Source organism: Tardiphaga sp., assembly GCF_041424195.1.
In the GTDB taxonomy this organism is placed as follows: domain Bacteria; phylum Pseudomonadota; class Alphaproteobacteria; order Rhizobiales; family Xanthobacteraceae; genus Tardiphaga.
This window is the reverse complement of record NZ_JBGMOE010000047.1, coordinates 17,657-43,451: the sequence shown is the minus strand read 5'-3', so window position 1 is coordinate 43,451 and position 25,795 is coordinate 17,657. Positions and strand designations below refer to the sequence as shown.

Here is a 25,795-nt window from a genome sequence, read left to right as displayed (position 1 = left end):
GCAACCATCGCAGCGCAGCAACTTTTCCATCTTGCCAAATATCCGGACCGGGCGGAGCATCAGCCGCCGACCCAATCATGGGCCGAGCTCCACATGAGGAGGCGGCAATGGGACAAGACCTGAGAAGTCCCCGCGGTCCACAAGGCAATGCAAAATGCATTGCACTGGTGGGCCCTTTCCAGAGCGGAAAAACCACACTGCTTGAAGCGATCATGGCCCGCACCGGGGCGATCCCGCGGGCTGGCAGCGTCGATAATGGCACCAGTATCGGCGATGCCAATACGGAAGCCAGAGCCCACAAAATGGGCGTCGGCCTCACCGTTGCCACCACCACCTTCATGGGTGACAGCTACACGTTCATCGACTGTCCGGGCTCGGTGGAATTCGCGCATGACATGCGCGCGGCACTGCCCGCCGTCGATGCGGCGATCGTGGTCTGCGAAGCAGATGCGCGAAAACTGCCGCAACTACAATTGATTCTGCGCGAGCTCGAAGACCTCGGCATTCCCAGATTCTTGTTTCTCAACAAGATCGACCGCGCCCACAGGCGCGTGCGCGAGACTCTGGCCACATTGCAGCCGGCCTCGCGCGTGCCGCTGGTGCTACGGCAGATCCCGATCTGGAACGGCGATCTGATCGCCGGCTTCGTTGATCTCGCACTGGAGCGCGCTTTCGTCTATCGCGAACACAAGGCGTCCGAAGTCATCAAGCTTGAAGGCGGCGATCTGGACCGCGAGAGGGAGGCGCGTTTCTCCATGCTGGAGAAGCTTGCGGATCACGACGACGCGCTGATGGAGCAACTGCTCGAAGACATCGCGCCGCCGGCCGACGCGGTGTTCGACGATCTCGCGCGCGAATTGCGCGAGGGCCTGATCTGTCCGGTGATGCTCGGCTCGGCGATGCGCGAGAACGGCGTGTTGCGGCTGATGAAGGCGCTGCGCCACGAGGCACCCGGCGTGGTCGAGACGGCGAAGCGCCTTGGCGTCCCCGACAGCAAGGATGCGATCGGTTACGTGTTCAAGACCAGCCATCTGCAGCATGGCGGCAAGCTGTCTTACGCGCGCGTGCTGAGTGGTCATCTCGATGATGGCGCAACATTGCTGTCTTCGTCCGGCGAAAGCGGACGTCTCTCCGGCATTCTTGCGGTGAACGGCGGACATGACAGCAAGCGCGCATCGGCCGATGCGGGCGAGACCGTCGCGCTCGGCAAGCTCGATCATGTCAGGACCGGCGACACGATCTCGACCGGCAAGACTGCGCCTGCGTCTTTGGTGAATGTCATCGCTGCGTCGCCGGTGCTGGCCATGGCGCTGGCGTCCGCCGATCGCAAGGATGACGTCAAGCTTGGCCAGGCGCTGCTGAGGCTGACCGAGGAAGATCCGTCGCTCACTGTGGTCAATAATGCGCGGACCCATGACGTGGTGTTGTGGGGGCAGGGCGAGATGCATCTGCGCGTGGCGATGGAGCGCCTGCACGAACGCTTCGGCATCAACGTCAAATCGCATGCGCCGGTGATCGGCTATCAGGAGACCATCCGCAAACCGATCACCCAGCGCGGCCGGCACAAGAAGCAGTCCGGCGGTCACGGCCAGTTTGGCGACGTTGTGCTGGAGATAGGTCCGTTGCCGCGCGGTGAAGGCTTCGCATTCCAGGAAAAGGTGGTCGGCGGCGCAGTGCCGCGCAACTACATTCCCGCGGTGCAGGAAGGTATTGTCGACGGGCTGCAGCGTGGTCCGCTCGGTTTCCCCGTTATCGACGTGACGGTGACGCTCACCGACGGCTCCTATCACAGCGTCGATTCATCCGATCAGGCGTTCCGGACAGCGGCCCGCATCGGTTTCACCGAAGCGCTGCCGCAATGCCAGCCGGTGCTGCTCGAGCCGATCCACACGGTGGAAATCGTCTGTCCCACCGAGGCCACGGCCAAGGTCAATGCCATCCTGTCAGGACGGCGCGGCCAGATCCTCGGTTTCGACACCCGGGACAACTGGCCGGGCTGGGACACGGTGCGCGCACTCCTGCCGGAAGCGGAGATCGGCGACCTGATCGTGGAGCTGCGCTCGGCCACCGCCGGTGCCGGCAGCTTTACGCGCAGCTTCGATCACATGGCGGAAGTCAGTGGCCGCGCCGCCGAACAGATCGTTGCAGCGCATCGGGTGGCGGCTTAGTACAGTGGCCCATGAGGCTTGGGCCGCGGGTTGTGATTATTGGCAATAGCGGCTCGGGCAAGAGCACGCTGGCGCGGCAACTTGAGAGCTGCGTCGGCGGCGAACGCACCGATCTCGATCATATCCATTGGCTGGACAGGGTCGGTGTGAAGCGCGACGAGGAGGACGCAAAGGAGCGGGTTGCCGCCCTTGCTGCCAGGCCGAACTGGATCATCGAAGGCGTCTATGGCTGGCTGGCCGAAGCGGCGTTTCCGCGCGCGACCGCGCTGATCTGGCTCGACATGAGCCCACAGGTCTGCCGCGACAGCCTGGCGCTACGTGGTCCCTGGCGCGGCGCAACAGCCGAGCAGCATGCAGATTTTCTCGGATGGGCGGATGGTTATTGGCAGCGAACGACGTCCACGTCGTATGCTGGCCATCAGGCGCTGTTCGCGCAGTTCCCGAACGTCAAAATCAGATTCGAAGGCCGCGCCGCCGTGGATGATTTTGTGGCGAATCTCGGCGGGATCAGCCCGTGAGGCTCCGCGCTTCCCGGTCGCCAGCACGTATCTGCCCATCCCGAACGCCCTTGCCCATCTGGTATCGCTCTTGAAACAGATGTGACGGCCGGCGGGGGACGATCCCGGATAATGCTGACTTCGCGGAGTAACCTTGCGTTCGCCGGGCCCTGGACGGTTTGCTGTAGGCATCGATTCCAGACGGCTGTAATGATGTTTTATGCATCATTGAAGCCATTTTATATTTGATATAAGACTCTCTAAACAGGAAGATTAACTTGATCACATCGTTTCAGATGCGCGCGGCGCGGGCGCTGTTGGGGATCGATCAAAAGCGGTTGGCGGAACTGGCCGGCGTCTCGCTACCGACGATTCAGCGCATGGAAGCGAGTGATGGCAACGTCAGAGGCGTGGTGGATTCACTGATCAAGGTTGTCGATGCCCTGAATCGCTCGGGCGTCGATCTGATCGGCGAAAATGTTCGCAGCGATTCCGGCGGGAGAGGCGTGAGGCTGAAACAACCCGGTCCGCCTCCGAAACCGGAAGAGCCAAGCTGACGGGTTGAGAGCGGGCCGCGGCCTCGATCGAGATCAGCGGCGGGTGACAGGGGCGAGTCGGGAATGGACATGTCCAGAAATCGCGCGCGGGCGGCACATCAGCCGACCTTCGTCGAACTGTTCACGCCGAAACTGATCACCGTGCTGCGCGAAGGCTACGGCATCGCCGATCTGCGCGCTGACATCTTGTCCGGTTTGACGGTGGCGATCGTCGCGCTTCCGTTGTCTATGGCGATTGCCATTGCCTCGGGGACGTCGCCGGATCGTGGCCTCATCACCGCTGTGATCGGCGGCTTCCTTGTCTCTGCGCTCGGTGGCAGCCGTTTCCAGATCGGTGGCCCGGCCGGCGCCTTCATCGTGCTGGTGGCTGCCACCGTGAGCCGCCATGGCGTGGACGGACTGATCCTCGCCACCATGATGTCGGGCGTTTTTCTGATGGCGGCCGGCTATCTCCGGCTTGGCACCTATATCAAGTTCATTCCCTATCCGGTCACGGTCGGCTTCACGGCCGGCATCGCCGTCATCATCTTCGCCAGCCAGATCAGGGATCTGTTGGGTCTGACGCTGGCCGGCAAGGAGCCGGGAGATCTCATTCCCAAGCTGGAGGCACTGGGTTCAGCGTTGCCGACGGTGAACGCCGCGGCCGTTGCCGTTACCATCGTCTCGCTTGTAATCATTGTCGGGCTCCGGGCGCTGCGGCCATCATGGCCCGGCATTCTGATTGCAGTGGTCGCGAGCGCCGTCGTGACAGCTTTGTTGGCGCTCCCCGTGGAAACCATCGGCACCCGCTTCGGCGGCATTCCGCAATCGTTTCCGTTGCCGACGCTGCCCGCGATGTCCGTCGCCAAATTGCAAGCCATCCTGCCCGATGCCATCGCTTTCGCACTACTCGGCGCCATTGAATCGCTTTTGTCGGCGGTTGTTGCCGATGGCATGACCGGGCGGCGGCACCGGTCGAACTGCGAGTTGGTGGCGCAAGGCGTTGCCAATATCGGCTCAGCCTTGTTTGGCGGAATCTGCGTGACCGGCACCATTGCGCGGACCGCGACCAATGTCCGGGCGGGCGCACACGGGCCGGTCTCGGGCATGCTGCATTCTATGTTCCTGCTGGCCTTCATCCTGATTGCAGCGCCACTGGCGAGCTACATTCCGCTCGCGTCGCTGGCTGCCGTGCTGGCGGTGGTGGCGTGGAATATGGCGGAGAAGCATGAGTTCATCACGCTGCTGCGTTCGTCATGGGGTGATGCGCTGGTCCTGCTGGCGACGTTCCTGCTGACCATTTTTCGCGATCTCACCGAAGGCATCCTGGTTGGCTTCGCGCTCGGCGCCGTGCTGTTCATCCACCGCATGGCGGAGGTCACGGGGATAGAGGCTGAAGGGCCGCTGGTCGCTGCCGATCGCGCAGATGATGCCAATGGCGACCGCGCGCCATATGATGCGAACCTCGCGAGCGATCCGGATGTGCTGGTCTATCGCATCACCGGTGCGTTCTTCTTTGGCGCTGCCTCGACCGTCGGGTCGGTGCTCGACGGCTTCTCCAGTCGCCACAAGGCTTTCGTGATCGATTTTGCCGCGGTGCCCTTCCTGGATTCCACCGCTGCGAATGCGATCAAGGGCATTGCCGAGAAGGCCAGGCGCCAAGGCGTCCGCGTCATTCTCACCGGAACCTCGCAGGGCGTGCGCCGGGCGCTGCTGACCCACGGCGCGCGACCACCGCTGGTCAAATACCGTGCCGATGTTGCTGCGGCCGTCAGCGAGATCAGGATCCGGCGCGCTGCAGCGATCCACAAGGCATCGATCTGACGGTATCGGTCATTGCTCGCAGCTGCAGTATTGATCGTCTGCATGGTTGTCGGACTTGCCGTGCGCCACAAAACTGTCCGATGATTAAGAGCCCCTGCTTGATTTTTATGCTAGGCACGCTTCCGCTTGAAGCGAAGGATGAATGATGTCGAACGAGACCAAGCCCCGCGCCGCCTGTTTGATCGGCTGGCCTGCCGCGCATTCGCGCTCGCCGCTGATCCATCATCACTGGCTGCGCAGCATGAATATTCCGGGCGGTTACAGCATCGAGTCGATTCCACCGGAAGGCGTGGCCGAATTCGTGATGAACCTGTCCAAGCATGGTTATATCGGCGCCAATGTCACGATCCCGCACAAGGAGCGCGTGCTGAAGCTGACCTCACCGGATCGCCGCGCGCGCGCGGTCGGGGCCGCCAACACGCTGTGGTACGACCACGGCACGCTGCGCGCGACCAATACGGATATCGAAGGCTTCATCGACAATCTCGATCATGCGGCTCACGATTGGGACCATACCGACGATGCACTGGTGCTCGGCGCCGGCGGCTCGTCACGCGCGGTGGTGTTCGGATTGCTGGAGCGCGGCATCAAACATGTCCATGTCGCCAATCGCAGTCTCGATCGCGCCGAGGCGATGGCTGCGCAATTTGGTTCGCGGGTCGCGCCTCTGGCGTGGGAGAACGTCGCCGGCATATTGCCGCGCGCATCCCTGCTGGTGAACACCACGTCGCTCGGCATGGGTGGCCAGCCGCCATTGATCATCGATCTCGATCTGCTGCCCGATCAGGCGGTCGTCGCCGATCTCGTTTACGTGCCGCTCGACACGCCGCTGCTCGCCGCCGCCCGCGCGCGAGGCCTCCGCACGGCGGATGGACTCGGCATGTTGCTGTATCAGGCTGTGCGTGGCTTCGAGCTGTGGTTCGGGCAGCGCCCCGAAGTGACACCGGAACTGCGGCGCCTCGTCGAGGCCGATCTCACAGTGGCGTGAGCGGGGAATAGCGGTTTAACCACAGGGTTTCCATCTGCAGTGCTGGGCGCTGTCTTCAAAGGAAATTCCCCTATGGTTTCGATCGTATCGACTTCGGCTCGCTTGTTCGCGGGCTCGCTTCTCGCTGGTTCATTGCTGATATCCGCAGCGTCGGCGCAACAGCCGCAGCCCCTCCGCATTCGCGGGGCCATCGAAGCCGTCGATGGCACGGTGCTGACGATCAAGACGCGCGAAGGCGATGAGCGGAAAGTGAAGATGACGGACAATGTCACCGTGACCGGCATTGCCAGAACGACAATGGCCGAGGTGAAGCCCGGCTCCTATATCGGCGTGACCGGCATGCCGCAGGCCGATGGCACGCAGAAGGCCATCGCGATCCATATCTTTCCGGAAGCGATGCGCGGCACCGGCGAGGGCTCGCGCCCCTGGGATCTGCGGCCCAATAGCAGCATGACCAATGCCACTGTCGATCAGAAAGTCCAGGCCACCGACGGCCAGACGGTGACGGTGAAATACAAGGACGGCGAGAAGAAAGTGACCGTGACGCCCGATACGCCGATCGTCACTTTCGTGCCGGGTAACAAGGATGAACTCAAGCCCGGCGCCAAGATCATCATCATGGGCGCTACCAAGAAGGATGATGGCTCCTTCGAGACGGCGCGGGTCAATGTCGGGCTGGATGGCCTGACGCCGCCGATGTAAGGCGGGACCTCTCCCCCCGCGCGAAGCTTCGCTTCACGCGGGGGGAGAGGAAGAGGCGCGCTTCACTGCACCAGCACGTGCCTGTCGATCTCGGCGATGGAATTCACGCCGCACAGGCCCATGGTCACGCTGAGTTCGTTACGCAGGATGTCCAGCGCCTTGGTCACGCCGGGGCCGCCATAGGCGCCGAGACCGTAGATATAGGCGCGGCCGATCATGCAGGACTTCGCCCCGAGCGCGAGCGCACGCATCACGTCCTGACCGGAGCGAATGCCGCTGTCGAACATCACTTCGATATCCGAGCCGACCGCATCTGCGATCCCCGGCAGTACCGAGATCGACGACGGCGCACCGTCGAGCTGACGTCCGCCATGATTCGAGACGACCATGGCTTGCGCGCCGACCTTCACGGCTTCGCGGGCATCCTCCACATCGTGAATGCCCTTGATCACGATCTTTCCGGGCCAGATGCTGCGAATCCAGTCGAGGTCCTTCCAGTTCAGCGACGCATCGAATTGCGATGCCGTCCACTGCGCGACGGAGCCGAGATCGTCGGTATTCTTCACGAAGCCGGCGATGTTGCCGAAGTTGCGCCGTTTGGCCTTCAGCGTGCGCATCAGCCAGCCAGGCTTGCTGGCGAAGTCGATGATGTTCTTCAGGTTGAAGAGCTGCGGCGGCACGGACAGACCGTTCTTGATGTCGGCATGACGCTGGCCGATCACCTGCAGATCGACGGTCAGCACCAGCGCGCTGCACTTCGCCTTGATAGCGCGTTCGATCAGCTCCTTGATGAAGCCGCGATCCTTCATGACATAGAGCTGAAACCAGAACGGCTTCTCGACATTCTCGGCGAGGTCTTCGATCGAATTGATCGACATTGTCGAGAGCGTGTAGGGGATGCCTGCCGCCTGCGCTGCGCGGCAGGCGTGAATTTCGCCGTCGCCATATTGCATGCCGGTGGAGCCAACCGGCGCGCAGATCAGCGGCATGGTGGCCTTTTCGCCGAGGATCGTTGTTGAGGTGTCGCGATTGGCGATGTCGACCAGAATACGCTGGCGGAATTTCAGTTTCTGCAGGTCCTCGCAATTGGCACGGAACGTGTCTTCGCTATAGGAGCCATGGTCGACATAATCGAAGAACGCCTTTGGCACGTTGCGCTTATGCTCGAGGCGAAGATCTTCGATGCAGGTGATATGCTTCATGAGATGTCCCAGCCGTTCTTCTCTTTGCTTGTATTTGCTTGTTTCGGTGTCATCTAGCATGGTTAGGCGGTCCGCCATATCATCCTTGTCATCGGGATGTCGTCGAAATTGAAGGAGGGCAGAATGTCGGGCTCCAAGACAGATCCAGCGGCCCCCAAGGTCGGCAAAGCTCACGGCAGGGCAGCCTCGGACGAAGAAAAGCGACAGCTGGAAGTTGCGCTGGATGAAGGATTGGAAGAGACTTTTCCGGGCTCCGATCCGGTCAGTGTGACCCAACCTGCCCATTCAAAGGCGGACGCGCATATCAAGCGAAAGGGCTGAGCTGGCTGGGTTCCGTCAGTCGATGCTATCGAAGGTGTGCATCAAAGGGTGGTATATAAGTGATATCAATGACTTGTGGCTGATCGCGGGCTGCGGGCCTCGGTAATGATTCATCATATTTTTTGAAGCGATTTTAGGGGCCGGAGCCTTATAAGTCCGTCACATATATGGCGCTGCCAATGGGTGGTCGCCGGAGACGGGTTTGAGTTCTCGCGTAAAGCGCGAGGCATTGGGGGTTACCATGAGCCGTAAATATTTCGGGACAGACGGCATTCGCGGCCGCGCCAATGGTCTGATCACGCCGGAACTGGCACTGAAGGTCGGACAGGCAGCAGGTCTTGTATTTCAACGCGGCGAACACCGCCATCGAGTCGTGATCGGCAAGGACACCCGGTTGTCCGGCTACATGATCGAAAATGCCCTGGTGGCAGGCTTCACGTCGGTCGGCATGGACGTGCTGCTGGTCGGGCCGATGCCGACGCCCGCCGTGGCGATGCTGACCAAGTCGATGCGCGCCGATCTCGGCGTGATGATTTCCGCATCGCACAATCTGTTCGAGGACAATGGCATCAAGCTGTTCGGACCGCTCGGCTACAAGCTGTCGGACGATGTCGAGAAGCAGATCGAGGAATTGCTCGACGACAATCTCGACAAGAAACTGTCGCAGAGCGCCAGCCTCGGTCGCGCGCGCCGCATCGACGGGGTGCATGATCGTTACATCGAATTCGCCAAACGCACATTGCCGCGAAATCTCAGCCTCGATGGCTTGCGCGTCGTCATCGATTGCGCACATGGCGCCGCCTACAAGGTGGCGCCGGAGGCGCTCTGGGAGCTGGGCGCGGACGTCATCTCCATCGGCGTCGAGCCGGATGGTTTCAATATCAACAAGGAATGCGGATCGACCGCGCCGGAAGCGCTGAGCCGGAAGGTGCGCGAGATGCGCGCCGATATCGGCATTGCGCTGGATGGTGATGCCGATCGGCTGATCATGGTCGACGAGCGTGGCCATCTGGTCGACGGCGACCAGTTGCTTGCCGTTATCGCGCAGAGCTGGAAGGAAGACGGGCGGCTCGCCAAGCCGGGCATCGTCTCCACCGTGATGTCAAATCTCGGTCTGGAACGCTTCCTGAATGGGCAGGGCATCGACCTCATCCGCACCGCGGTGGGCGATCGCTATGTGCTCGAGCAGATGCTGCAGCAAGGTTACAATGTCGGCGGCGAACCCTCCGGCCATATCATCATGTCGGACCATGCGACGACAGGCGACGGTTTCGTAGCCGCGCTGCAGGTGCTCGCCGTGGTGACCAAGCTTGGTCGGCCGGTGTCGGAAGTCTGCCATCTGTTCGATCCGCTGCCGCAGATCCTGAAGAATGTGCGTTATCGTAGTGGCAAGCCGCTCGATGATGCGGAAGTGAAGTCCACCATCGCCGCGGGTGAACAGCGGCTCAACGGCCATGGTCGTCTCCTGATCCGCCCCTCGGGCACGGAGCCGGTCATCCGCGTGATGGGAGAGGGCGATGATCGCGTGATGGTCGAGGAAGTGGTGGATGCCATCGTCGACGCGCTGGGCCACGCAGCCGCGGCGTAAGATTCCTGTTCGCTCGCTCTGGTCAGGGCGCCAGCGCGGATGATTGCCGAACTGACATGAAGAGCCGTCTTGTCCCAAATATTGATCGGGCGAGGCGGCTCTTCTACGTTTTGATAGTTCGCTCTAGGCAGGTAATTCCTCGTTAACACCTGGCGATATCGCGATGCGTAGCAGCGCGTCTTGATAGCAAGACATTGTTAGGGACTGTGGCGGCGCAGAGGCGGTGCGGAACTTGCCTGCATCTTCGTCACCAAATATCAACCTTAAAAGTTAGGGTTAAGTACGGCTTAAGGAGTTGGTGTCATCGTCCGACTGTGAGTTTCCGAGTGTGAGGCCTCCATCAGTTGCCTCTTTGGCCCAAAAGGACGAAGCCAATGCGTAGCGTTAAATTCATTCTGGCCGCGGGCGCGGCCTTCCTGATGTCGACCGCCGTTTTCGCCGCCGACATGCCCATTGCTCCACCGCCTCAGATGTATGCGCCGCCGCCGGTCGAGGATTTCGGCGGCTGGTACCTGCGCGGCGATATCGGTTTCAGCAACCAGCGCGTCAAGAACATCGAGATGGGCGACGGTCGTAACGCCAATCTCCTGTCGCTGAATCAGACGACCTCTTTTGATACTGCCGGCATCTATCAGCTCGGCGTCGGTTACCAGTTCAATAACTGGCTGCGCGGCGACATCACGGGCCAGTATCGCGGTAATTCGAATTTCAAGGGCACCGATCGCGTGACGTTCCCTGCGAGCGGAATCGTCGGTACCGGCGTCAATAACTACGGCGCCACGAAGTCCGAATGGGTCGTTATGGCCAACGGCTACGTCGATCTCGGCACCTGGTGGTGCGTGACGCCGTTCGTCGGTGCCGGCGTTGGCATGGCACGCGTCAATATCGCGAACTATACGGATAACGGCGCCACCAATGTCGGCTACGATAACAGCGGCAACCCGTTCATCGGTGGCCCGTTCCCGAGCTATGCCGGCGCACCGGCAGCGTCGAAGTGGAACTTCGCATGGGCCTTGCACACGGGCCTGGCTTACAAGGTCAATCCGGCAATGACCGTCGAATTCGGCTACAGCTACATGAACCTCGGCGATGGCCAGACCGGGCCGGTCTCGACCTATGACGGTTTCACCCGCGGCGTGGCGATGCAGTTCAAGGACATCACCTCGCATGACCTGAAGCTCGGCGTGCGCTGGAATCTCGACTCGCCGCCGGCCTACGCGCCGCCGCCGCCGCCGTTGATCCGCAAGGGCTAAGCGAGCGCTGATCGCCTCAACTATCTTAAGACATCTTAACGGCGCGGGAGTTTCCCGCGCCGTTTTGTTTTGCGCAGACGGTATGATTGCAACCAATGATTAAGGTTAACAGCGGATGATCGGGACAGTTCGGTGAGTTGGGGAATTGTCGTGATGCGTAGACTTCTGATCGCTGCAGCGCTGCTGGGCGCAGTGCAAACCGCTCAAGCCGCCGACATGCCGGATCTTCCATTCTTGCGCGGCTCCCTCCAGGACGGGCCGATTGCTCCGCGGCCGATCTGGGAAGGCTTCTACATCGGCGCCCAGGCTGGCGTCGGACAGTCCGACATGAATTTCACCGGGGCGACGCGCACCCTCGCAGGTAGTCTGCTGGATGGTCTCGCAATGGAATCAGCCGGACAGGTCTCGCAATGGCCCTTGCTCGGCAAGACGTCGCGGCGAGGCGAGGGGTGGGGCGGCTTCATCGGCTACAACAGCCAGTGGGACGACGTCGTGATTGGCGTCGAAATGAGTTATCTGCACGGCAAGTTTGGCGGAGACACAACCGGCTCGATGGGACGCTCTTTCATCGATGCCCTCGGCTATACCAACGGTGTCACTTATGATGCCGCTGCGAAGATGTCGATTACGGATATGGGCACGCTGCGCGCCCGTGCCGGCTATGCCGTGGGAGCATTCTTGCCTTACATGTTCGGAGGTCTCGCGCTCGGACAGGCCGATATCGTTCGGTCGGCACACATTCACGGCATTGCCGTCAATGTAGCCGCAGCGCCGGGCTTCCAGAACATCCCGTTCGACTACAGTAGGACCGAAGGCAGATACAATCATCTCATCTACGGCTACACTGCCGGTCTCGGCGTTGACATCAATCTGATCGGCGGATTGTTCGCGCGCGCCGAGTGGGAGTACGTCCGCTTCACGTCATCGGTCGATACCAACATCAACACCGTGCGAGCCGGCGTCGGCTACAAATTCTGACCAGCCCAGGTCGCGTAGGTTCGGCGCGAGTTTGGTCTCTGTTGACATGCCGTTTGACGAATGGTGCCTTACTGTCTCCGATGACGCGAGGCGGCAGTCATGAAGATCTACGGCGACCTCAATTCCGGCAATTGCCTGAAGGTGAAGTGGGTGAGCGATCACCTCAAGCTTCCCTATACATGGATCGATGTCGATACCAGCAAGGGCGAGAGCCGGACGCCGGAGTTTCTGGCGCTCAACGGCGCCGGCCAGGTACCGACCATCGTGCTCGAGGACGGCCGCCCGCTGGCGCAATCGAACGCCATCATCCGCTATCTCGCGCGTGGCAGCGATCTGATTCCGGCTGATGCCTATAATGCCGCCAGGATGGATGAATGGCTGTTCTGGGAGCAATACAGCCACGAGCCCTATATCGCGGTATGCCGCTATCAGATCGTCTATCTCCGCAAGGCCATTTCGGATCTCGATCCCGAGAAGCTCAAGCGCGGCTATTTCGCGCTGGCGCGCATGGAGCATCATCTGACGACGTCGCGTTTCCTCGTCGGCGATCACGTCTCGTTGGCCGATGTGTCATTGCTGGCCTATTCGCGCGTGGCTCATGAGGGTGGTTTCCATCTCGACGGTTATGCATCCATCCGGCGCTGGATCGCCGACAGCGAGAAGGCACTGGGCCTCGTATGAGCACGAAGATCGTACTGCGGCCGGCGCGCCGCGAAGACGTTGCAGCGGTCGTTGCGATGCTGGCCGATGATGCGCTCGGCCGTGGCCGCGAGCGCATCGAGGATCCGCTGCCGCAATCCTATTACGAGGCCTTTAACAGACTCGCGGATGATCCCAACATCCAGTTGATGGTTGCAGAAGGCCACGACGGCAGCGTCGTCGGATGTCTGCAGCTCTGCATCCTGCCGGGGCTGAGCTCGCAGGGCGCTTCGCGTGCGCTCATCGAGGATGTTCGCGTCGCGACAACGCTGCGCAGCCAGGGCATCGGCGAAGAACTGGTGCGATGGGCCATCGGCGAGGCAAAGGCGAGGGGATGCAAGCTTGTCGAACTGCTGACACATCAGACCCGGGTCGATGCCCAGCGCTTCTACAAACGGCTCGGTTTCGCCGATAGCCATGTGGGCATGACGCTGCGTTTCAGCGGACAATGATCCTGCGTCAGGCAATGTTATCCGGCCATCAATGACGCGTGATAGTTCCGAAGTCGCTTGACGCTTCGGGGCGCTTCCCATATCCACGCCAGTGGGACACCTCCCCCCAACGGGAGGCTAGCTATCTGGAAGGATAGATTATGACTGCAGTGAAGCCTTCTTCGCGGCCCAACGTGCCGCATTTTTCCTCCGGCCCCTGCGCCAAGCGCCCCGGCTGGGCCCCCGAAAAACTCAATGATGCCGCGCTCGGTCGTTCGCACCGTGCCAAGATCGGCAAGAACAAGCTCAAACTCGCGATCGATTTGACGCGTGAAGTGCTTGAAGTGCCCGCCGATTACCGCATCGGTATCGTGCCGGCCTCGGATACGGGCGCCGTCGAAATGGCGCTGTGGTCGCTGCTCGGGCCGCGTCCCGTCACGACAATCGCATGGGAGTCCTTCGGCGAGGGCTGGGTCTCGGACATCGTCAAGGAGCTGAAGCTCAAGGACGTCACCAAGCTGCATGCCGGCTATGGCGAGCTTCCCGACCTGTCTAAGGCCGATCCGAATTCGGACATCGTCTTCACCTGGAACGGCACCACCTCCGGCGTGCGCGTGCCGAATGCCGACTGGATCAAGGCCGATCGCGAAGGCCTGACCATCTGCGACGCGACGTCTGCCGCCTTCGCGCAGCCGCTCGACTGGGCCAAGCTCGATGTCGTCACCTTCTCCTGGCAGAAGGCGTTGGGCGGTGAAGCCGCGCATGGCATGCTGGTGCTGTCGCCGCGCGCCGTGGCGCGTCTGGAGAGCTATACGCCGCCGTGGCCGCTGCCGAAGATCTTCCGCATGACCAAGGGCGGCAAGCTCAACGAAGGCATTTTCGTCGGCGAGACCATCAACACGCCGTCGATGCTCTGCGTCGAGGATTATCTCGATGCGCTCGGTTGGGCCAAGTCGGTCGGTGGCCTCAAGGCGCTGATCGCGCGTGCGGATGCCAACACCAAGGCGCTCGCCGACTGGAAGGCGAAGACGCCGTGGATTGACTTCCTCGCAGCCGATCCTGCGATCCGCTCCAACACGTCGGTGTGCATGAAGGTGATCGATCCTGCGATCACCGCGCTTTCCGCTGACGCGCAGGCCGACTTCGCCAAGAAGCTGGTCGCCGTTGTCGAGAAGGAAAATGCCGGCTTCGATTTCGCGCATTATCGCGATGCGCCGGCCGGTCTGCGCATCTGGTGTGGTGCCACGGTCGAAGCCAAGGACGTCGAGATCCTCACACAGTGGATCGACTGGGCCTTTGCCGAGACCAAGGCCTCGCTCGCCAAGGCGGCGTAAGGCGGCTTCTTACCCTCCCCTGGAGGGGGAGGGTCGACGAGGACTGGCGACGCGCAGCGTCGTCAGGATTCGGCGGGGTGGGGTGACATCCTCTCCCCGTCCTCTCATTCAATGATCAGCCCGTTGCTTCACCCCACCCCGGCGCTTCGCGCCGACCCTCCCCCTCAAGGGGAGGGTGAAGGAGCCTCATCATGACCGCCCCCAAAGTTCTCATTTCCGACGCTCTCTCTCCCGCTGCCGTGCAGATTTTCAAGGATCGCGGCATCGACGTCGACTTCCAGCCGAACCTCGGCAAGGACAAGGACAAGCTCGCCGAGATCATCGGCAACTATGACGGCCTCGCAATCCGCTCGGCCACCAAGGCCACTGCTAAGATCCTCGAAAAGGCGACGCGCCTGAAGGTGATCGGCCGCGCCGGCATCGGCGTCGACAATGTCGAAATTCCCGCGGCCACCGCCAAGGGCATCATCGTGATGAACACGCCGTTCGGTAATTCGATCACCACAGCCGAACATGCGATCACGCTGATGCTGTCGCTGGCGCGCGAAATTCCGCAGGCCGATGCGTCGACGCAAGCCGGCAAGTGGGAGAAGAACCGCTTCATGGGCGTCGAGATCACCGGCAAGACGCTGGGCGTGATCGGCTGCGGCAATATCGGCGCTATCGCGGCCGACCGCGCGCTCGGCCTGCGCATGAAGGTCATCGCCTTCGATCCGTTCCTGTCGCCCGAGCGCGCCAAGGATATCGGCGTCGAGAAGGTCGAACTCGACGACCTGCTCAAGCGTGCCGATTTCATCACGCTGCATACGCCGCTCACCGAGAAGACCAAGAACATCATCGATGCTGCGGCGATCGCCAAAATGAAGAAGGGCGTTCGCATCATCAATTGCGCGCGCGGCGGCCTGGTGGACGAGCAGGCGCTGGTCGATGCGCTGAATTCCAAGCATGTCGCCGGTGCCGCCTTCGACGTGTTCGTCGAGGAGCCGGCGACCACGAACGTGCTGTTCGGCCATCCCAACGTGATCTGCACGCCGCATCTCGGCGCGGCGACCACGGAAGCGCAGGAGAACGTTGCGCTGCAGGTTGCCGAACAGATGTCGGACTATCTTCTGAGCGGCGCGATCTCCAATGCGGTGAATTTCCCGTCGATCACCGCTGAAGAAGCGCCGAAGCTGAAGCCGTTCATCGAACTCGCCGAGAAGCTCGGCTCCTTCGCCGGCCAGCTCACCGAGACCGGCATTGCCAAGGTGCAGATCACCTATGAAGGCGCGGTTGCCGAAATGAAGATCAAGGCCCTGACGTCTGCAGCATTGAGCGGGTTGCTGCGGCCGATGCTCGGCGACGTCAACGTCGTCTCGGCGCCGGTCGTTGCCAAGGAGCGCGGCATGGTGGTCGATGAAGTGGTGCGCGCGGCGCAGAGCGATTACGAAAGCCTGATCACCGTCACCGTTATCACCGAGCGACAGGAACGCTCGGTGTCCGGCACCGTCTATCATGACGGCAAGCCGCGGCTGGTCGATATCAAGGGTATCCGTGTCGATGCCGAATTCGGCAAGTCGATGATCTATATCACCAACGAGGACAAGCCGGGCTTCATTGGCAAGTTCGCCTCGCTGCTCGGCGACGCCAAGGTCAATATCGCGACCTTCCATCTCGGCCGCAACGAACAGGGTGGTGACGCCATCGCCTTGGTGGAGATCGACGGCCCCGTGCCGGCTGACGTGCTGAGCAAGGTGCAGGCGCTGCCGCAGGTGAAGCAGGCCAAGGCGCTGACGTTCTGAGTGTTCCTCAGCTGAACCGACATTGCCAAAATCCCCGCCCGAAAGGCGGGGATTTTTCGTTATGCGGAAAATTCTGGCATCAGGTCGGTGCTGCGCGTTTGCCCCGCCCGCAGGTGTAAGGATTTGGGAAGACTACCCCGATACGTTTACTGCGAGGAATCGATCGAAAATCGCACGTTCGGGGGAAATCTAGCCGTGAAGCTCGCCAATATCCGTATTACGTACAAGCTCGTCATCCTGGTGGCGGTCACGATGATCGGCCTTTGCGCCGCCGGCATCCTGGCCGCCTATATGGTCAAGAGTGAGATGCTCTCGGCGCGGACCGAGCAGCTGAAGTCGATCGTCGAAATCGGAACCAACGTAGCGGCCAGCATCCAGAAGGACGTCGCAGCAGGCAAGCTCACCAAGGAAGCCGCGACCGCCGAGCTGGTGCGCCGTATCGAGCCGATGACTTATGACAACGGCAACTATCTGTTCATCTACACGATGGACGGTGAGGTAGTTCATCTGCCGGGCTTCAAGGCGGGATCCAACCGTCTCGACGTCAAGGTCAGCGGCGTGGCGATTACGCGTGAATTCCGCGACGGCGTCGCAGCCAACGGCACGAAGATCCTGACCTATGAATTCCAGAAGCCGAATGAGCAGGTGCCGTCGCGCAAGATGGGCTATGCGGCGGCGCTCCCCGGCTGGAACATGTTCATTGCCACCGGCGCCTATCTCGACGACCTCGACGCCCATCTGAAGCCCATCATCTGGGCGCTCGGTTTGGCCATGCTGGCCATTGCCGCAGTGGCGGGCGCGATCGCATGGCTGATCGGCCGCAGCATCACCAAGCCGCTGGGCATGCTGGGATCGCGTATGGAGTCGCTTGCCAATGGCGCGCTCGATGATGAGATTCCCGGCGTCGGCCGCGGCGACGAGGTCGGCGCGATGGCCAAGACTGTTCAGGTGTTCAAGGACAATGCACTCCGTATCCGTTCGCTCGAACAGGTCGAGGCAGACGCGCAGGGTCGTATTGCTGCCGAACGCCGCGCGGCGATGGAAGCCATGGCGGCCGACTTCGAACGCAGCGTGACCGGCATCGTCCGCTCGGTCTCCACCGCGGCTGTCGGCATGCAGAGCACCGCGCAGTCGATGACCGCGACGGCGAGCGACGCTAGCTCGCGCGCCGCGACGGTCAGCGCGGCTTCGACGCGCTCGTCCGATAATGTCAGCACGGTTGCGGCGGCTGCGGAGGAATTGTCGGCGTCAGTGAGTGAAGTGCTGCGTCAGGTGTCTGCCTCCAGCGAGATCGCCAGCAAGGCGGTGGGCGATGCCGAGCGCACCAATGCCACCGTTCAGATCCTGTCGAGCGGTGCGGAAAAGATCGGCGAAGTCGTGCAACTGATCCACAGCATTGCCTCGCAGACCAATTTGCTGGCGCTCAACGCGACCATCGAGGCTGCACGCGCCGGCGAGTCCGGTCGTGGCTTCGCGGTGGTGGCCTCCGAAGTGAAGGCGCTGGCCAGCCAGACCGCCAAGGCCACCGAGGAAATCTCGGCGCAGGTTGCGGCCATGCAGGCATCGACCAGCGAGGCAGTCGCGTCGATCGGCGCGATCACCGGGACCATCGCGCAGATGAGCCAGATCACCAATACGATCTCGGTGGCGGTCGAACAGCAGGGTGCAGCGACGCAGGAGATCGCGCGCAACATTCAGTCGGTGTCGGCCGGCGCGAATGAGATCAGCAATCATATCGGCGGCGTGAGCAGCGCGGCCGAAGCAACCGGTTCGGCGGCATCGCATGTGCTGTTGAATGCGCAGGAACTCGAGAGCCAGTCCGGCCTGCTGCGCACGGCAGTGGATGAGTTCCTCACCAAGGTGAGAGCGGCCTAAAGTCAAATCACTCCGGTACGGCCTTCGGCCGCGCCGCCTTCTCCCACAGGGAGAAAGGGAAGAAAGCAGAGCCAAACCGAAAGAAGGCCCTCCCTTGCGGGAGGGCCTTCGCGTTCAGGCCGAAGCCAGGGATGTGTCTTATTTCGCCTTCAGGAAGTCGGCGACGTCGAGCAGCACGAACTCGTTGTCATCGGCCTTGTTCGGCTCGCGGCTCGACGAGAACGGCAGGTTGTTGTCGTTGCCGACGATGATGTGGGTCGCATCGACCTGGTCGACGTTCTCGATGGTGAAGAACGGGAAGGTCAGCACGCCGTCATTGAGCGGCTTGCGGGCCAGCTTGTTCGGGTCCTGGATCTTCATCAGGTCGATGAAGCCGACCTTGCGCACCGGCTTGCCGACATTGGCATCGTTCAGTTCGATCTTGTAGACGCGTTTGAACTTGGCGAGATCCGGGAAGCAGTCCTCACCGCGCTTGCCCTCGGCGCAGGCCTTGTCCTTGGTGCCCTCGCCATTGTCACGCTCGATGATCAGGCCATTGTCGGCGGTGATCATGTTGAAGTCGCCGATGGCATTGCCGTTCTGTTCGAACACATACTGCCAGTAGCGGCCGGTGAACTTCTCGTTGGCGACGTCGAATTCCAGGATGCGCGACGCTTCCTTGCCGTCGACCTTCTCCCAGTCCTTCTTCTCGGCATCCCAGATCGGACCTTCGAGCAGGCCGTAAAGGAATTTGCCATCCTTCGAGGAGGCGAAGCCTTCATAGCCCTTGGAGCGGCGCAGGTTGACGGTGGTGTAGGTGGCGCCCGGCGCGCCTGGCGACTGCACCGACCAATGATCCGGCGAACGCACCGGCTTGCCGTCGGCAACGGTGTCGAACACGGCCAGCACCTTGCCGGTCTTGTCGGCCTTGATGATGTAGGGGCCGAATTCCTCGCCGATCCAGAAATTGTCGCCGATGATCTGGAAACCTTCGGTGTCGACATCGGCGCCGGTCAGATAGCGCTTGGCGGTGTCTTCATGGACGATGCGGAACGGCACCTTCTTGTCGGGATCGTGCAGGAACACGGTGGCCTGACGCTCGACCTTGCCGTTTTTCCAGTCGATCTTGTGGTGATTGAGATAGATCATGTAGTCGGCCGAATTGTAGCGCGAGCCGGCGCCGTTGTCGGTCAGCACCCAGAACGAACCGTCGGGCATCACCTTGATGCCGGAATGGCCCTGCAGCGGCTGGCCCTTCATCGGCAGCGCGATGCCGGTGGCGCGCTCATAGGACTTGCCCATCACCGTGCCGAGCGCGTCGACGCGCTTGCCGGTGGTGTATTTGCCCGAGGTCTTCAGGTCGTTCGGCGCATCCGCGGGCGCGTCGATGGTCGAGGCGGCCGGCAGCACGGCATGGCCGGCGAGCTTGGCGGGGAATTCACCTTCCGTCTGCGCGAAAGCGGCGGATGTGAGCATGACGAGGGAAGCGACGGAGCAGAGGAATGTGCTGCGCATGGTTGTCTCCTTTGTGGTGACCATGCGCGGTGTTCTGAGGCGCGGGAGTTACGCTGCGCTGACAGTTCCATGACGAGGAGATGACCGGGCGGGAAAACTCTGCGGCATCGGGTCGCCGAGGCTGCGGGTTAGGTCACAACCTTTCCCCTGTCGTCCCAGCGCAAGCGGGGACGACACCCGGGAAGTCGGTAGACCAACCCTACTGCTTCTCGATCCCCGCATCCGTGATCAACTTCTCCCACACTTTGAGCTGATCCTTCAGGAAGGCGTCGAATTCTTCCGGCGTCCCGGAGAAGGCTTCCATGCCGCGATTGGCGAGGTCTTTCTGGATCTCGGGGCGCTCCACGATCTTGCGGATTTCCGCGTTGAGCTTGACGACGATGTCCTTCGGCATGTTGGCCGGGCCGAGATAACCCTGCCATGACGTGATGTCGAAGCCCTTCACGCCAGCCTCGTCCATGGTCGGCAGATCCGGCAGCAGCTTGGAGCGATATTTGGTGGTCACTGCAAGCGACTTCAGCGCCTTGGCGTTGACGTGCGGCAAGCCGGTGGGCACGTCGACGAACATCATGCTGACGCGGCCGGCGATGACATCGGTGAGCGCGGGTGGAGAGCTCTTGTAAGGCACGTGAAGGAGATCGAGCTTGGCGAGGCGGGCAAAGGTCGCGCCCGAGACGATCGCCGACGAACTGCCCGATGCGTAGGAGTACTTGCCCGGCTCCTTCTTGGCGAGCGCGATCAGCTCTTCCACGGAGTTGGCGGGAATTTCGGGATTGATCACCAGCATGAAGGGCAGGTCGCCGGTGCGCGCGATCGGGGTGAAATCCTTGATGGGATCGTAGCTCATATTCTTGAGCAGATAGGGATTGGCCGAATGCGTCGTGTTGGTCGTCACGAACAGCGTATAGCCGTCGGCCGGGGCGCGGGCGACGAAGCTGGCGGCGATCGAGCCGTTGGCACCGGCCTTGTTGTCGATCACGGTGTTGGCGTTCAGTGCGGTGCCGAGTTCCTTGGCGATCAGGCGCGTTGTGGTGTCGGTGCCGCTGCCGGCGGCGAAAGGGAGGACCAGCGTGATCGGCCGGTTCGGATAGTTCGCAGTCTGTGCGATGGCATTGGGGCTCGCCAACAGCAGCGCTCCGATAAACGATGCGCTCGCCACACCGCGAAGAACTGAAAGTCCGTGCATTCCGCTTTTCTCCCTGAGTCGGCCTTGGTGGCCCGTATTTGTTGCGGGCACGCTAGCCGAGGTCGGTGACGCACGGAAGCGGAAAGCTATGCGGTTCAGGTTGGCGCACTGTCGACGGTGCAGGCCATGCATCGACTTCTGTAGCACCGTGCCGACGTTATCGCGTTCGTTAGCGAGAACACGCGCAGGCGGTGGCTGATCCGCAGCTCCGCGTCGAGGGTGGTGCGAATGCCGGGGCGACGTCCGGAGCACGCAGGGTTGTTTCATCGCCGTCCTTCGCGTCGCCGTTATTGCTTCCCGGCCAGCGCAAGATTCAGCGCCTGCGCAGGCGCAAAGCTCTTTGACAAACGCAATGCAGGTCCTATATAGATTAGAATAATTCTAAACTAATTAAGGCGTTGATATGAAGGCGTTTTCGGAGCTCACCGAACGTGAGGTGCTGGCGGTTGCGATTTCCAGCGAGGAAGAGGACAGCCGGATCTATCTCAGCTTCGCCGAGGATCTGGCAGCGCGCTATCCCGATTCGGCGAAAGTCTTCAGCGAGATGGCCGAGGAAGAAAAAGGCCATCGGCATCTGCTGTTGCAGATGTATGAGGAGCGCTTCGGACCGAACCTTCCGCCGATCCGGCGTGAAGACGTCAAGGGCTTCATCCGCCGCCGACCGATTTGGCTCACACGTAACCTGTCGCTCGACACCATCCGCAAGGAGGCCGAGAGGATGGAGTTCGAGGCCGGGCGCTTTTACGTCAAGGCGGCCGAGCAGGCGACGGATGTCGGCGTCCGCAAGTTGCTCGGCGATCTGGCCGAGCTGGAAAAAGGACACGAGCATCTTGCGTCCAAACTGTCGGATGCAATCCTGACGTCCGACGTTCGCACGATGGAGGACAAAACCCGCCACCGGATGTTCGTCCTGCAATATGTCCAGCCAGGTCTTGCGGGCTTGATGGATGGCTCGGTGTCCACGCTGGCGCCGCTGTTTGCCGCCGCGTTTGCGACACACCACAACTGGCAGACGTTTCTTGTCGGCCTTGCGGCATCGATCGGCGCCGGCATCAGCATGGGTTTCGCCGAAGCACTGTCGGACGATGGCTCCATGACCGGACGCGGCTCGCCGTGGCTGCGCGGCGGCATCTGCGGGCTGATGACCACGCTGGGCGGTCTCGGCCATACCCTGCCTTATCTCGTGCCGGACAGCTGGCCGAATGCATTCTGGATCGCGACGGCCATCGCGGGTGTTGTCGTTTTCTTCGAACTCTGGGCCATCGCCTATATCAGGGCACGCTATATGGATACGCCGTTCCTGCAGGCCGTCTTTCAGGTGGTGCTTGGCGGCGTCATCGTTCTGGCGGTGGGAATATTGATCGGAGGCGCGTGAGAGTCATCGCCGTGATGCGATGAATACGCCCGACAGCACCAGCGCGTAGCCGATGAGGTGAAACAGTTGCGGCTGCTCGCCGAGAAACGCGATGGCCAATACCGAGCCGAACACCGGCATCAGATGCAGAAATGGTGCGGCCCGGTTCGGGCCGATCAGCGCGATGCCGCGATTGAAGCACAGATAGGCCAGCGCGGACGGAAAGATCATGGCATAGGCAAGCGTCAGCAGCGTCACGGTGTCGAAAATCAGCGGTGAGCCGGAGTTGAGTTCCCAGATGCTGACCGGCACGGTTAGAATCGCGCCGCCGGCTGTGGTGAAAGCAACCAGCGACATCGGGTGGGTCACCGGTCGCCGCAGCATCAGCGCCGAATAGATGCCGAACACCAGCAGCGCCGCGAACAGCATCGCGTCGCCCTTGTTGATCTGGATGCTGGCCAGCGCAGTGACATCGCCGCGCAGGATGATAATGAGCACGCCGGCCATGGAGACGACGATGCCGAGCAATTGCGCCAGCGTCAGCCGCACGCCGAACAGGATCAGCGTCCACAGCGCAACGCAGAGCGGGCCGGACGACTGGATCAGCAGCGCGTTCAGGGCCTGCGTGTATTTCAGGCCCCAATAGGCCAGCGCCGTATTGGCGGCAAAGCCCGTCAGGGCCAGCATCCACATCATCGGCAGATGGGCACGCAGCACCGGCCAGTCGGTGCGCAGATGCGTCCAGGCGAAGGGCAGCAGCAGGAAGAAGGCGCCGATCCAGCGGACGCAGGCCAGTGTCACCGGTGGCACATGGCCGGCGACATAACGGCCAAGCACGAGATTGCCGGCCCAGAACAGCGAGGTGAGGCTGAGCAGGAGATAGGGCTGGTTGGCGAACCAGCCGACGATCGTTTGTCGCGGCGCAGCGGAAGGGGTCATCGGCTCGGGGGTCAATGCAGCCTTCCATAGGCGGCAGTTCGCAGGGCGGCACAAGCCATGCTGGCGCGCAGCGTCTATGCACGCGCGGGGAGCAAGCTTCGGTACGAGTGTCGAATGGGCGCCGGGAACGATATCCGGCTGAGAAAGATATCCGCTCAATTTAGAACCAGTAAAATCTGCGGCAGCGATGTCACACTGCCGCAGATTGCTTGTTGTTTGGAGCGCTTCTATTGGCGGTGACGCCGCCGTCGCTCTAACCCCGATCCATCATATGAGGCCATCCATCATCGCATATGTCGATGTGGATGAGATTTCGGGGGATCACCTTGAACAATATTATTGGTTTGTCGCGTCTCGCGCTTTTGTCGTCGGTCTGCGCGCTCAGCGTCGTCACACTCGATACGTCGTCGGCGCAGTCCAGTTCCACGCAGACCGGTGCTCAACCGCTACCACCCGTGGTCGTCAATCAGCCGCAGCAACGCCGCCGTGCCACGACGACGCCGAGCCGCACGCCGCGTGCCCGCACGGCAGTCGCGCCGCGTCCGGTCGCTCCGCGCCAGACCAATGTATTTGTCGAGAGCCCGCGCGGCCCGATTCAGGGCTATGTCGCCAATCGTAGCTCGACCGGCACCAAGACCAACACGCCGATCAACGAAACGCCGCAGGCCATCTCGGTGATCGGCTCAGAACAGATCCGCGATCAGAAGCCTCGTAGCTTCGACGAAGTGCTGCGCTATGTGCCCGGCGTGGCGGCCGGCACATTCGGCTCCGACTTCCGCAACGACTGGTTCCTGATCCGCGGCTTCAAGTCGGACGACAACAGCGTGTTTCTCGACGGCATGCAGTTGTTCTACACGTCCTATGCAAGCTGGAAGCTGCAGCCGTTCAACATGGAGCGCGTCGAGATTCTGCGCGGTCCCTCGGCGATCCTGTATGGTGGTTCGAGCCCCAGCGGTCTCGTCAACGTCGTCAGCAAGATGCCGCAGGCGGAGCCGATCCGCTACATCGAGACCGGCGTCGATAATTTCGGCAACGCCTATTTCGGCTTCGATATCAATACGCCGATCAAGCTGGCGCCGGGCAATGGCGAGCTCTACACCCGCATCGTCGGCCAGGTTCAGAATGGCGGAACGCAGACCGACTTCACGCCGAACAACAACTATTTCATCGCGCCATCGGTGACCTGGAAGCCGGACGTCGACACCACGCTGACCATTCTCGGTTCGGCGTCGTATAACGAGACCCGTGCAGCGCAATTCCTGCCCTATGTCGGCACGGTGACCAACGGACCGTTCGGCCGCATTCCCACCAGCTTCTTCGGTGGCGAGCCGAATTTCGACAAGTTCAAGCGCGAGCAGGAAATGCTCGGCTACCAGTTCGAGCGCAAGCTGTCCGACAGTGTCACATTCCGCCAGAATGCACGCTTCTCGCATGTCGACGTGAACTACACCGGCGTCACCGGCAACGGCTACGCCAACCAGACCACGGGTGACTTCGCGCGTTATTCGTTCGGCACCCGCGGAATCGCCGACCAGGCGCAGATGGACAGCCAGGTCGAGTATCGCTTCAACACCGGCATTCTCAGCCACACCACGCTGTTCGGCCTCGACCTGAAATATTACTCGATCAGCGACACCCAGGCCTTCGCATTCGGAAATCCGTCGATCAACGTGCTGAACCCGATTTATACTGGTGCTCCGCCGCTGACTGCCGCGCCCTATCGCGATACGCAGCTGACGCAGCAGCAGCTTGGTGTCTATGTCCAGGACCAGATCAAGCTTGACCGCTTCACGCTGGTGCTGTCGGGCCGTAACGACTGGGTCGACGTCAACGACGTCAGCCGCATCACCGGTACCGCGCCGCTCGGTCGCAGCGACAGCAAGTTCTCGGGTCGCGCCGGCCTGATCTACAACTTCGACAGCGGCGTCGCGCCTTACGTGTCATATGCCACCAGCTATAATCCGATCATCGGCACCAACTCGTCCGGTCAGTTGCTGCTGCCCGAAACCGGCGAACAGGCCGAGATCGGCGTCAAGTTTCAGCCCGCCGGCTTCGATGGTCACTTCGGCTTCGCCTATTTCGACCTGAAGCGGAAGAATGTGCTGACGACAGATCCGAACAGCATCCCGCCGAACCTGCAGATGCAGAATGCCGAGGTGACGTCGCGCGGCCTCGAACTCGAAGCCGTCGCCAATCTGGCTCCGGGCCTCAAGGTCGTCGGCTCGTTCACCGCCTATAACCTGTTCAACAGTTCGAATGCCGATCCGGCCTTGATCGGCAAGGTACCGACCAACACGCCGCGCCAACTGGCGTCGGGCTGGGCTGACTACACTTTCCAGGACGGCATCCTGCGTGGCTTCGGTTTCGGCGGTGGCGTGCGTAACGTCGGTGCGTCCTACGCCGATACGGCCAACACCCTTTCGGTGCCGTCGCGCACGCTCGGCGATCTCGCCGTGCATTACGACTGGCAGAACTGGCGCTTCGCGGTGAACGCGAACAACGTCACCGACGAGATCTATATTGCCAGCTGTTCGACCGCGAATGCCTGCTTCTATGGTGATCGCCGCCGTATTACCGGCAGCATTGGCTACAAGTGGTAATGGCGCAGGCCAGTGAGACGGCTCGGCAATAGGTCGCAGCGCGTT

General features: G+C 61.6%; 21 protein-coding genes. 17 read left to right on the top strand and 4 right to left on the bottom strand.

Annotation, left to right across the window (positions count from 1 at the left end):
• Positions 1 to 107: 107 nt before the first annotated feature.
• The 6 genes from ACEK02_RS07410 (at position 108) to ACEK02_RS07385 (ending at position 6,715) form a co-directional block, all read left to right on the top strand.
• On the top strand, positions 108 to 2,168 hold the full coding sequence (locus ACEK02_RS07410) for an elongation factor G (RefSeq protein WP_371421150.1): 2,061 nt from the start codon (positions 108 to 110) through the stop codon (positions 2,166 to 2,168).
• A gap of 32 nt (positions 2,169 to 2,200) precedes the next feature.
• Complete coding sequence (locus ACEK02_RS07405; RefSeq protein WP_371421149.1) at positions 2,201 to 2,686, top strand: hypothetical protein; 486 nt, start codon at positions 2,201 to 2,203, stop codon at positions 2,684 to 2,686.
• Between the two features lie 257 nt (positions 2,687 to 2,943).
• The gene (locus ACEK02_RS07400; protein WP_371421148.1) at positions 2,944 to 3,222 is read left to right on the top strand and encodes a helix-turn-helix domain-containing protein; all 279 of its coding nucleotides are present in this window, start codon (positions 2,944 to 2,946) and stop codon (positions 3,220 to 3,222) included.
• A gap of 63 nt (positions 3,223 to 3,285) precedes the next feature.
• The gene (locus tag ACEK02_RS07395) at positions 3,286 to 5,025 is read left to right on the top strand and encodes a SulP family inorganic anion transporter (RefSeq protein ID WP_371421147.1); all 1,740 of its coding nucleotides are present in this window, start codon (positions 3,286 to 3,288) and stop codon (positions 5,023 to 5,025) included.
• Positions 5,026 to 5,167: 142 nt separating this feature from the next.
• The gene (locus ACEK02_RS07390) at positions 5,168 to 6,013 is read left to right on the top strand and encodes a shikimate dehydrogenase (RefSeq protein ID WP_371421146.1); all 846 of its coding nucleotides are present in this window, start codon (positions 5,168 to 5,170) and stop codon (positions 6,011 to 6,013) included.
• Positions 6,014 to 6,085: 72 nt separating this feature from the next.
• Positions 6,086 to 6,715 (top strand): hypothetical protein, encoded by a 630-nt coding sequence (locus ACEK02_RS07385; RefSeq protein ID WP_371421145.1) that lies wholly within the window; start codon positions 6,086 to 6,088, stop codon positions 6,713 to 6,715.
• A 62-nt stretch (positions 6,716 to 6,777) separates the two neighbouring features.
• Here the strand turns inward: ACEK02_RS07385 and ACEK02_RS07380 are convergent, their stop codons facing one another.
• Positions 6,778 to 7,917, bottom strand: a complete 1,140-nt coding sequence (locus tag ACEK02_RS07380) for an L-lactate dehydrogenase (protein ID WP_371421144.1) — start codon at positions 7,915 to 7,917, stop codon at positions 6,778 to 6,780.
• A 123-nt stretch (positions 7,918 to 8,040) separates the two neighbouring features.
• On the opposite strand from ACEK02_RS07380, the gene ACEK02_RS07375 reads away from it, so the two are divergent.
• The 9 genes from ACEK02_RS07375 (at position 8,041) to ACEK02_RS07335 (ending at position 18,177) form a co-directional block, all read left to right on the top strand.
• Entirely contained in the window at positions 8,041 to 8,238 is a 198-nt protein-coding gene (locus ACEK02_RS07375; RefSeq protein ID WP_371421143.1) for a hypothetical protein, read from the top strand.
• 241 nt (positions 8,239 to 8,479) lie between these two features.
• Complete coding sequence (glmM, locus tag ACEK02_RS07370; protein ID WP_371421142.1) at positions 8,480 to 9,826, top strand: phosphoglucosamine mutase; 1,347 nt, start codon at positions 8,480 to 8,482, stop codon at positions 9,824 to 9,826.
• A 374-nt stretch (positions 9,827 to 10,200) separates the two neighbouring features.
• On the top strand, positions 10,201 to 11,079 hold the full coding sequence (locus tag ACEK02_RS07365) for an outer membrane protein (RefSeq protein WP_371421141.1): 879 nt from the start codon (positions 10,201 to 10,203) through the stop codon (positions 11,077 to 11,079).
• Positions 11,080 to 11,232: 153 nt separating this feature from the next.
• Positions 11,233 to 12,057: an outer membrane protein gene (locus tag ACEK02_RS07360; protein ID WP_371421140.1), complete on the top strand. Its 825-nt coding sequence runs from the start codon at positions 11,233 to 11,235 to the stop codon at positions 12,055 to 12,057.
• 99 nt (positions 12,058 to 12,156) lie between these two features.
• Positions 12,157 to 12,738: a glutathione S-transferase family protein gene (locus ACEK02_RS07355; protein ID WP_371421139.1), complete on the top strand. Its 582-nt coding sequence runs from the start codon at positions 12,157 to 12,159 to the stop codon at positions 12,736 to 12,738.
• Positions 12,735 to 13,208 (top strand): GNAT family N-acetyltransferase, encoded by a 474-nt coding sequence (locus ACEK02_RS07350; RefSeq protein WP_371421138.1) that lies wholly within the window; start codon positions 12,735 to 12,737, stop codon positions 13,206 to 13,208. The genes ACEK02_RS07355 and ACEK02_RS07350 overlap by 4 nt, the downstream gene beginning before the upstream one ends.
• A gap of 140 nt (positions 13,209 to 13,348) precedes the next feature.
• The gene (locus tag ACEK02_RS07345; RefSeq protein ID WP_371421137.1) at positions 13,349 to 14,521 is read left to right on the top strand and encodes a phosphoserine transaminase; all 1,173 of its coding nucleotides are present in this window, start codon (positions 13,349 to 13,351) and stop codon (positions 14,519 to 14,521) included.
• Positions 14,522 to 14,712: 191 nt separating this feature from the next.
• Positions 14,713 to 16,302 carry a phosphoglycerate dehydrogenase gene (serA, locus tag ACEK02_RS07340; protein ID WP_371421136.1) on the top strand — a complete coding sequence of 530 codons (1,590 nt, stop codon included), beginning with the start codon at positions 14,713 to 14,715 and terminating at the stop codon, positions 16,300 to 16,302.
• A gap of 195 nt (positions 16,303 to 16,497) precedes the next feature.
• Complete coding sequence (locus tag ACEK02_RS07335) at positions 16,498 to 18,177, top strand: methyl-accepting chemotaxis protein (RefSeq protein WP_371421135.1); 1,680 nt, start codon at positions 16,498 to 16,500, stop codon at positions 18,175 to 18,177.
• Positions 18,178 to 18,315: 138 nt separating this feature from the next.
• Here ACEK02_RS07335 and ACEK02_RS07330 read toward each other — a convergent pair whose 3' ends face one another.
• Both ACEK02_RS07330 and ACEK02_RS07325 read right to left on the bottom strand, forming a co-directional pair.
• Positions 18,316 to 19,671, bottom strand: a complete 1,356-nt coding sequence (locus ACEK02_RS07330) for an esterase-like activity of phytase family protein (protein WP_371421134.1) — start codon at positions 19,669 to 19,671, stop codon at positions 18,316 to 18,318.
• A gap of 199 nt (positions 19,672 to 19,870) precedes the next feature.
• A complete protein-coding gene (locus ACEK02_RS07325; protein ID WP_371421133.1) occupies positions 19,871 to 20,857 on the bottom strand; it encodes a Bug family tripartite tricarboxylate transporter substrate binding protein in 987 nt (328 codons plus the stop codon).
• Positions 20,858 to 21,260: 403 nt separating this feature from the next.
• On the opposite strand from ACEK02_RS07325, the gene mbfA reads away from it, so the two are divergent.
• On the top strand, positions 21,261 to 22,232 hold the full coding sequence (gene mbfA / locus ACEK02_RS07320) for an iron exporter MbfA (protein WP_371421132.1): 972 nt from the start codon (positions 21,261 to 21,263) through the stop codon (positions 22,230 to 22,232).
• A 3-nt stretch (positions 22,233 to 22,235) separates the two neighbouring features.
• On the opposite strand, the gene ACEK02_RS07315 is transcribed toward mbfA, so the two are convergent.
• Entirely contained in the window at positions 22,236 to 23,150 is a 915-nt protein-coding gene (locus ACEK02_RS07315) for a DMT family transporter (protein WP_371421227.1), read from the bottom strand.
• A 305-nt stretch (positions 23,151 to 23,455) separates the two neighbouring features.
• Here ACEK02_RS07315 and ACEK02_RS07310 point away from each other — a divergent pair, with 305 nt between their 5' ends.
• Positions 23,456 to 25,750: a TonB-dependent siderophore receptor gene (locus ACEK02_RS07310; protein WP_371421226.1), complete on the top strand. Its 2,295-nt coding sequence runs from the start codon at positions 23,456 to 23,458 to the stop codon at positions 25,748 to 25,750.
• The last annotated feature ends 45 nt before the right edge of the window (positions 25,751 to 25,795 follow it).

Bases quoted from the DNA above. Each gene is read 5' to 3' on its own strand.
- ACEK02_RS07390 (WP_371421146.1), top strand. From the start codon at position 5,168: ATGATGTCGAACGAGACCAAGCCCCGCGCCGCCTGTTTGATCGGCTGG.
- ACEK02_RS07365 (WP_371421141.1), top strand. From the start codon at position 10,201: ATGCGTAGCGTTAAATTCATTCTGGCCGCGGGCGCGGCCTTCCTGATG.
- glmM (WP_371421142.1), top strand. From the start codon at position 8,480: ATGAGCCGTAAATATTTCGGGACAGACGGCATTCGCGGCCGCGCCAAT.
- ACEK02_RS07395 (WP_371421147.1), top strand. From the start codon at position 3,286: ATGGACATGTCCAGAAATCGCGCGCGGGCGGCACATCAGCCGACCTTC.
- ACEK02_RS07355 (WP_371421139.1), top strand. From the start codon at position 12,157: ATGAAGATCTACGGCGACCTCAATTCCGGCAATTGCCTGAAGGTGAAG.
- mbfA (WP_371421132.1), top strand. From the start codon at position 21,261: ATGAAGGCGTTTTCGGAGCTCACCGAACGTGAGGTGCTGGCGGTTGCG.
- ACEK02_RS07360 (WP_371421140.1), top strand. From the start codon at position 11,233: ATGCGTAGACTTCTGATCGCTGCAGCGCTGCTGGGCGCAGTGCAAACC.
- ACEK02_RS07410 (WP_371421150.1), top strand. From the start codon at position 108: ATGGGACAAGACCTGAGAAGTCCCCGCGGTCCACAAGGCAATGCAAAA.
- ACEK02_RS07315 (WP_371421227.1), bottom strand. From the start codon at position 23,150: ATGACCCCTTCCGCTGCGCCGCGACAAACGATCGTCGGCTGGTTCGCC.
- ACEK02_RS07350 (WP_371421138.1), top strand. From the start codon at position 12,735: ATGAGCACGAAGATCGTACTGCGGCCGGCGCGCCGCGAAGACGTTGCA.
- ACEK02_RS07380 (WP_371421144.1), bottom strand. From the start codon at position 7,917: ATGAAGCATATCACCTGCATCGAAGATCTTCGCCTCGAGCATAAGCGC.
- ACEK02_RS07375 (WP_371421143.1), top strand. From the start codon at position 8,041: ATGTCGGGCTCCAAGACAGATCCAGCGGCCCCCAAGGTCGGCAAAGCT.
- ACEK02_RS07330 (WP_371421134.1), bottom strand. From the start codon at position 19,671: ATGCGCAGCACATTCCTCTGCTCCGTCGCTTCCCTCGTCATGCTCACA.
- ACEK02_RS07345 (WP_371421137.1), top strand. From the start codon at position 13,349: ATGACTGCAGTGAAGCCTTCTTCGCGGCCCAACGTGCCGCATTTTTCC.
- ACEK02_RS07385 (WP_371421145.1), top strand. From the start codon at position 6,086: ATGGTTTCGATCGTATCGACTTCGGCTCGCTTGTTCGCGGGCTCGCTT.
- ACEK02_RS07310 (WP_371421226.1), top strand. From the start codon at position 23,456: ATGAGATTTCGGGGGATCACCTTGAACAATATTATTGGTTTGTCGCGT.
- ACEK02_RS07325 (WP_371421133.1), bottom strand. From the start codon at position 20,857: ATGCACGGACTTTCAGTTCTTCGCGGTGTGGCGAGCGCATCGTTTATC.
- serA (WP_371421136.1), top strand. From the start codon at position 14,713: ATGACCGCCCCCAAAGTTCTCATTTCCGACGCTCTCTCTCCCGCTGCC.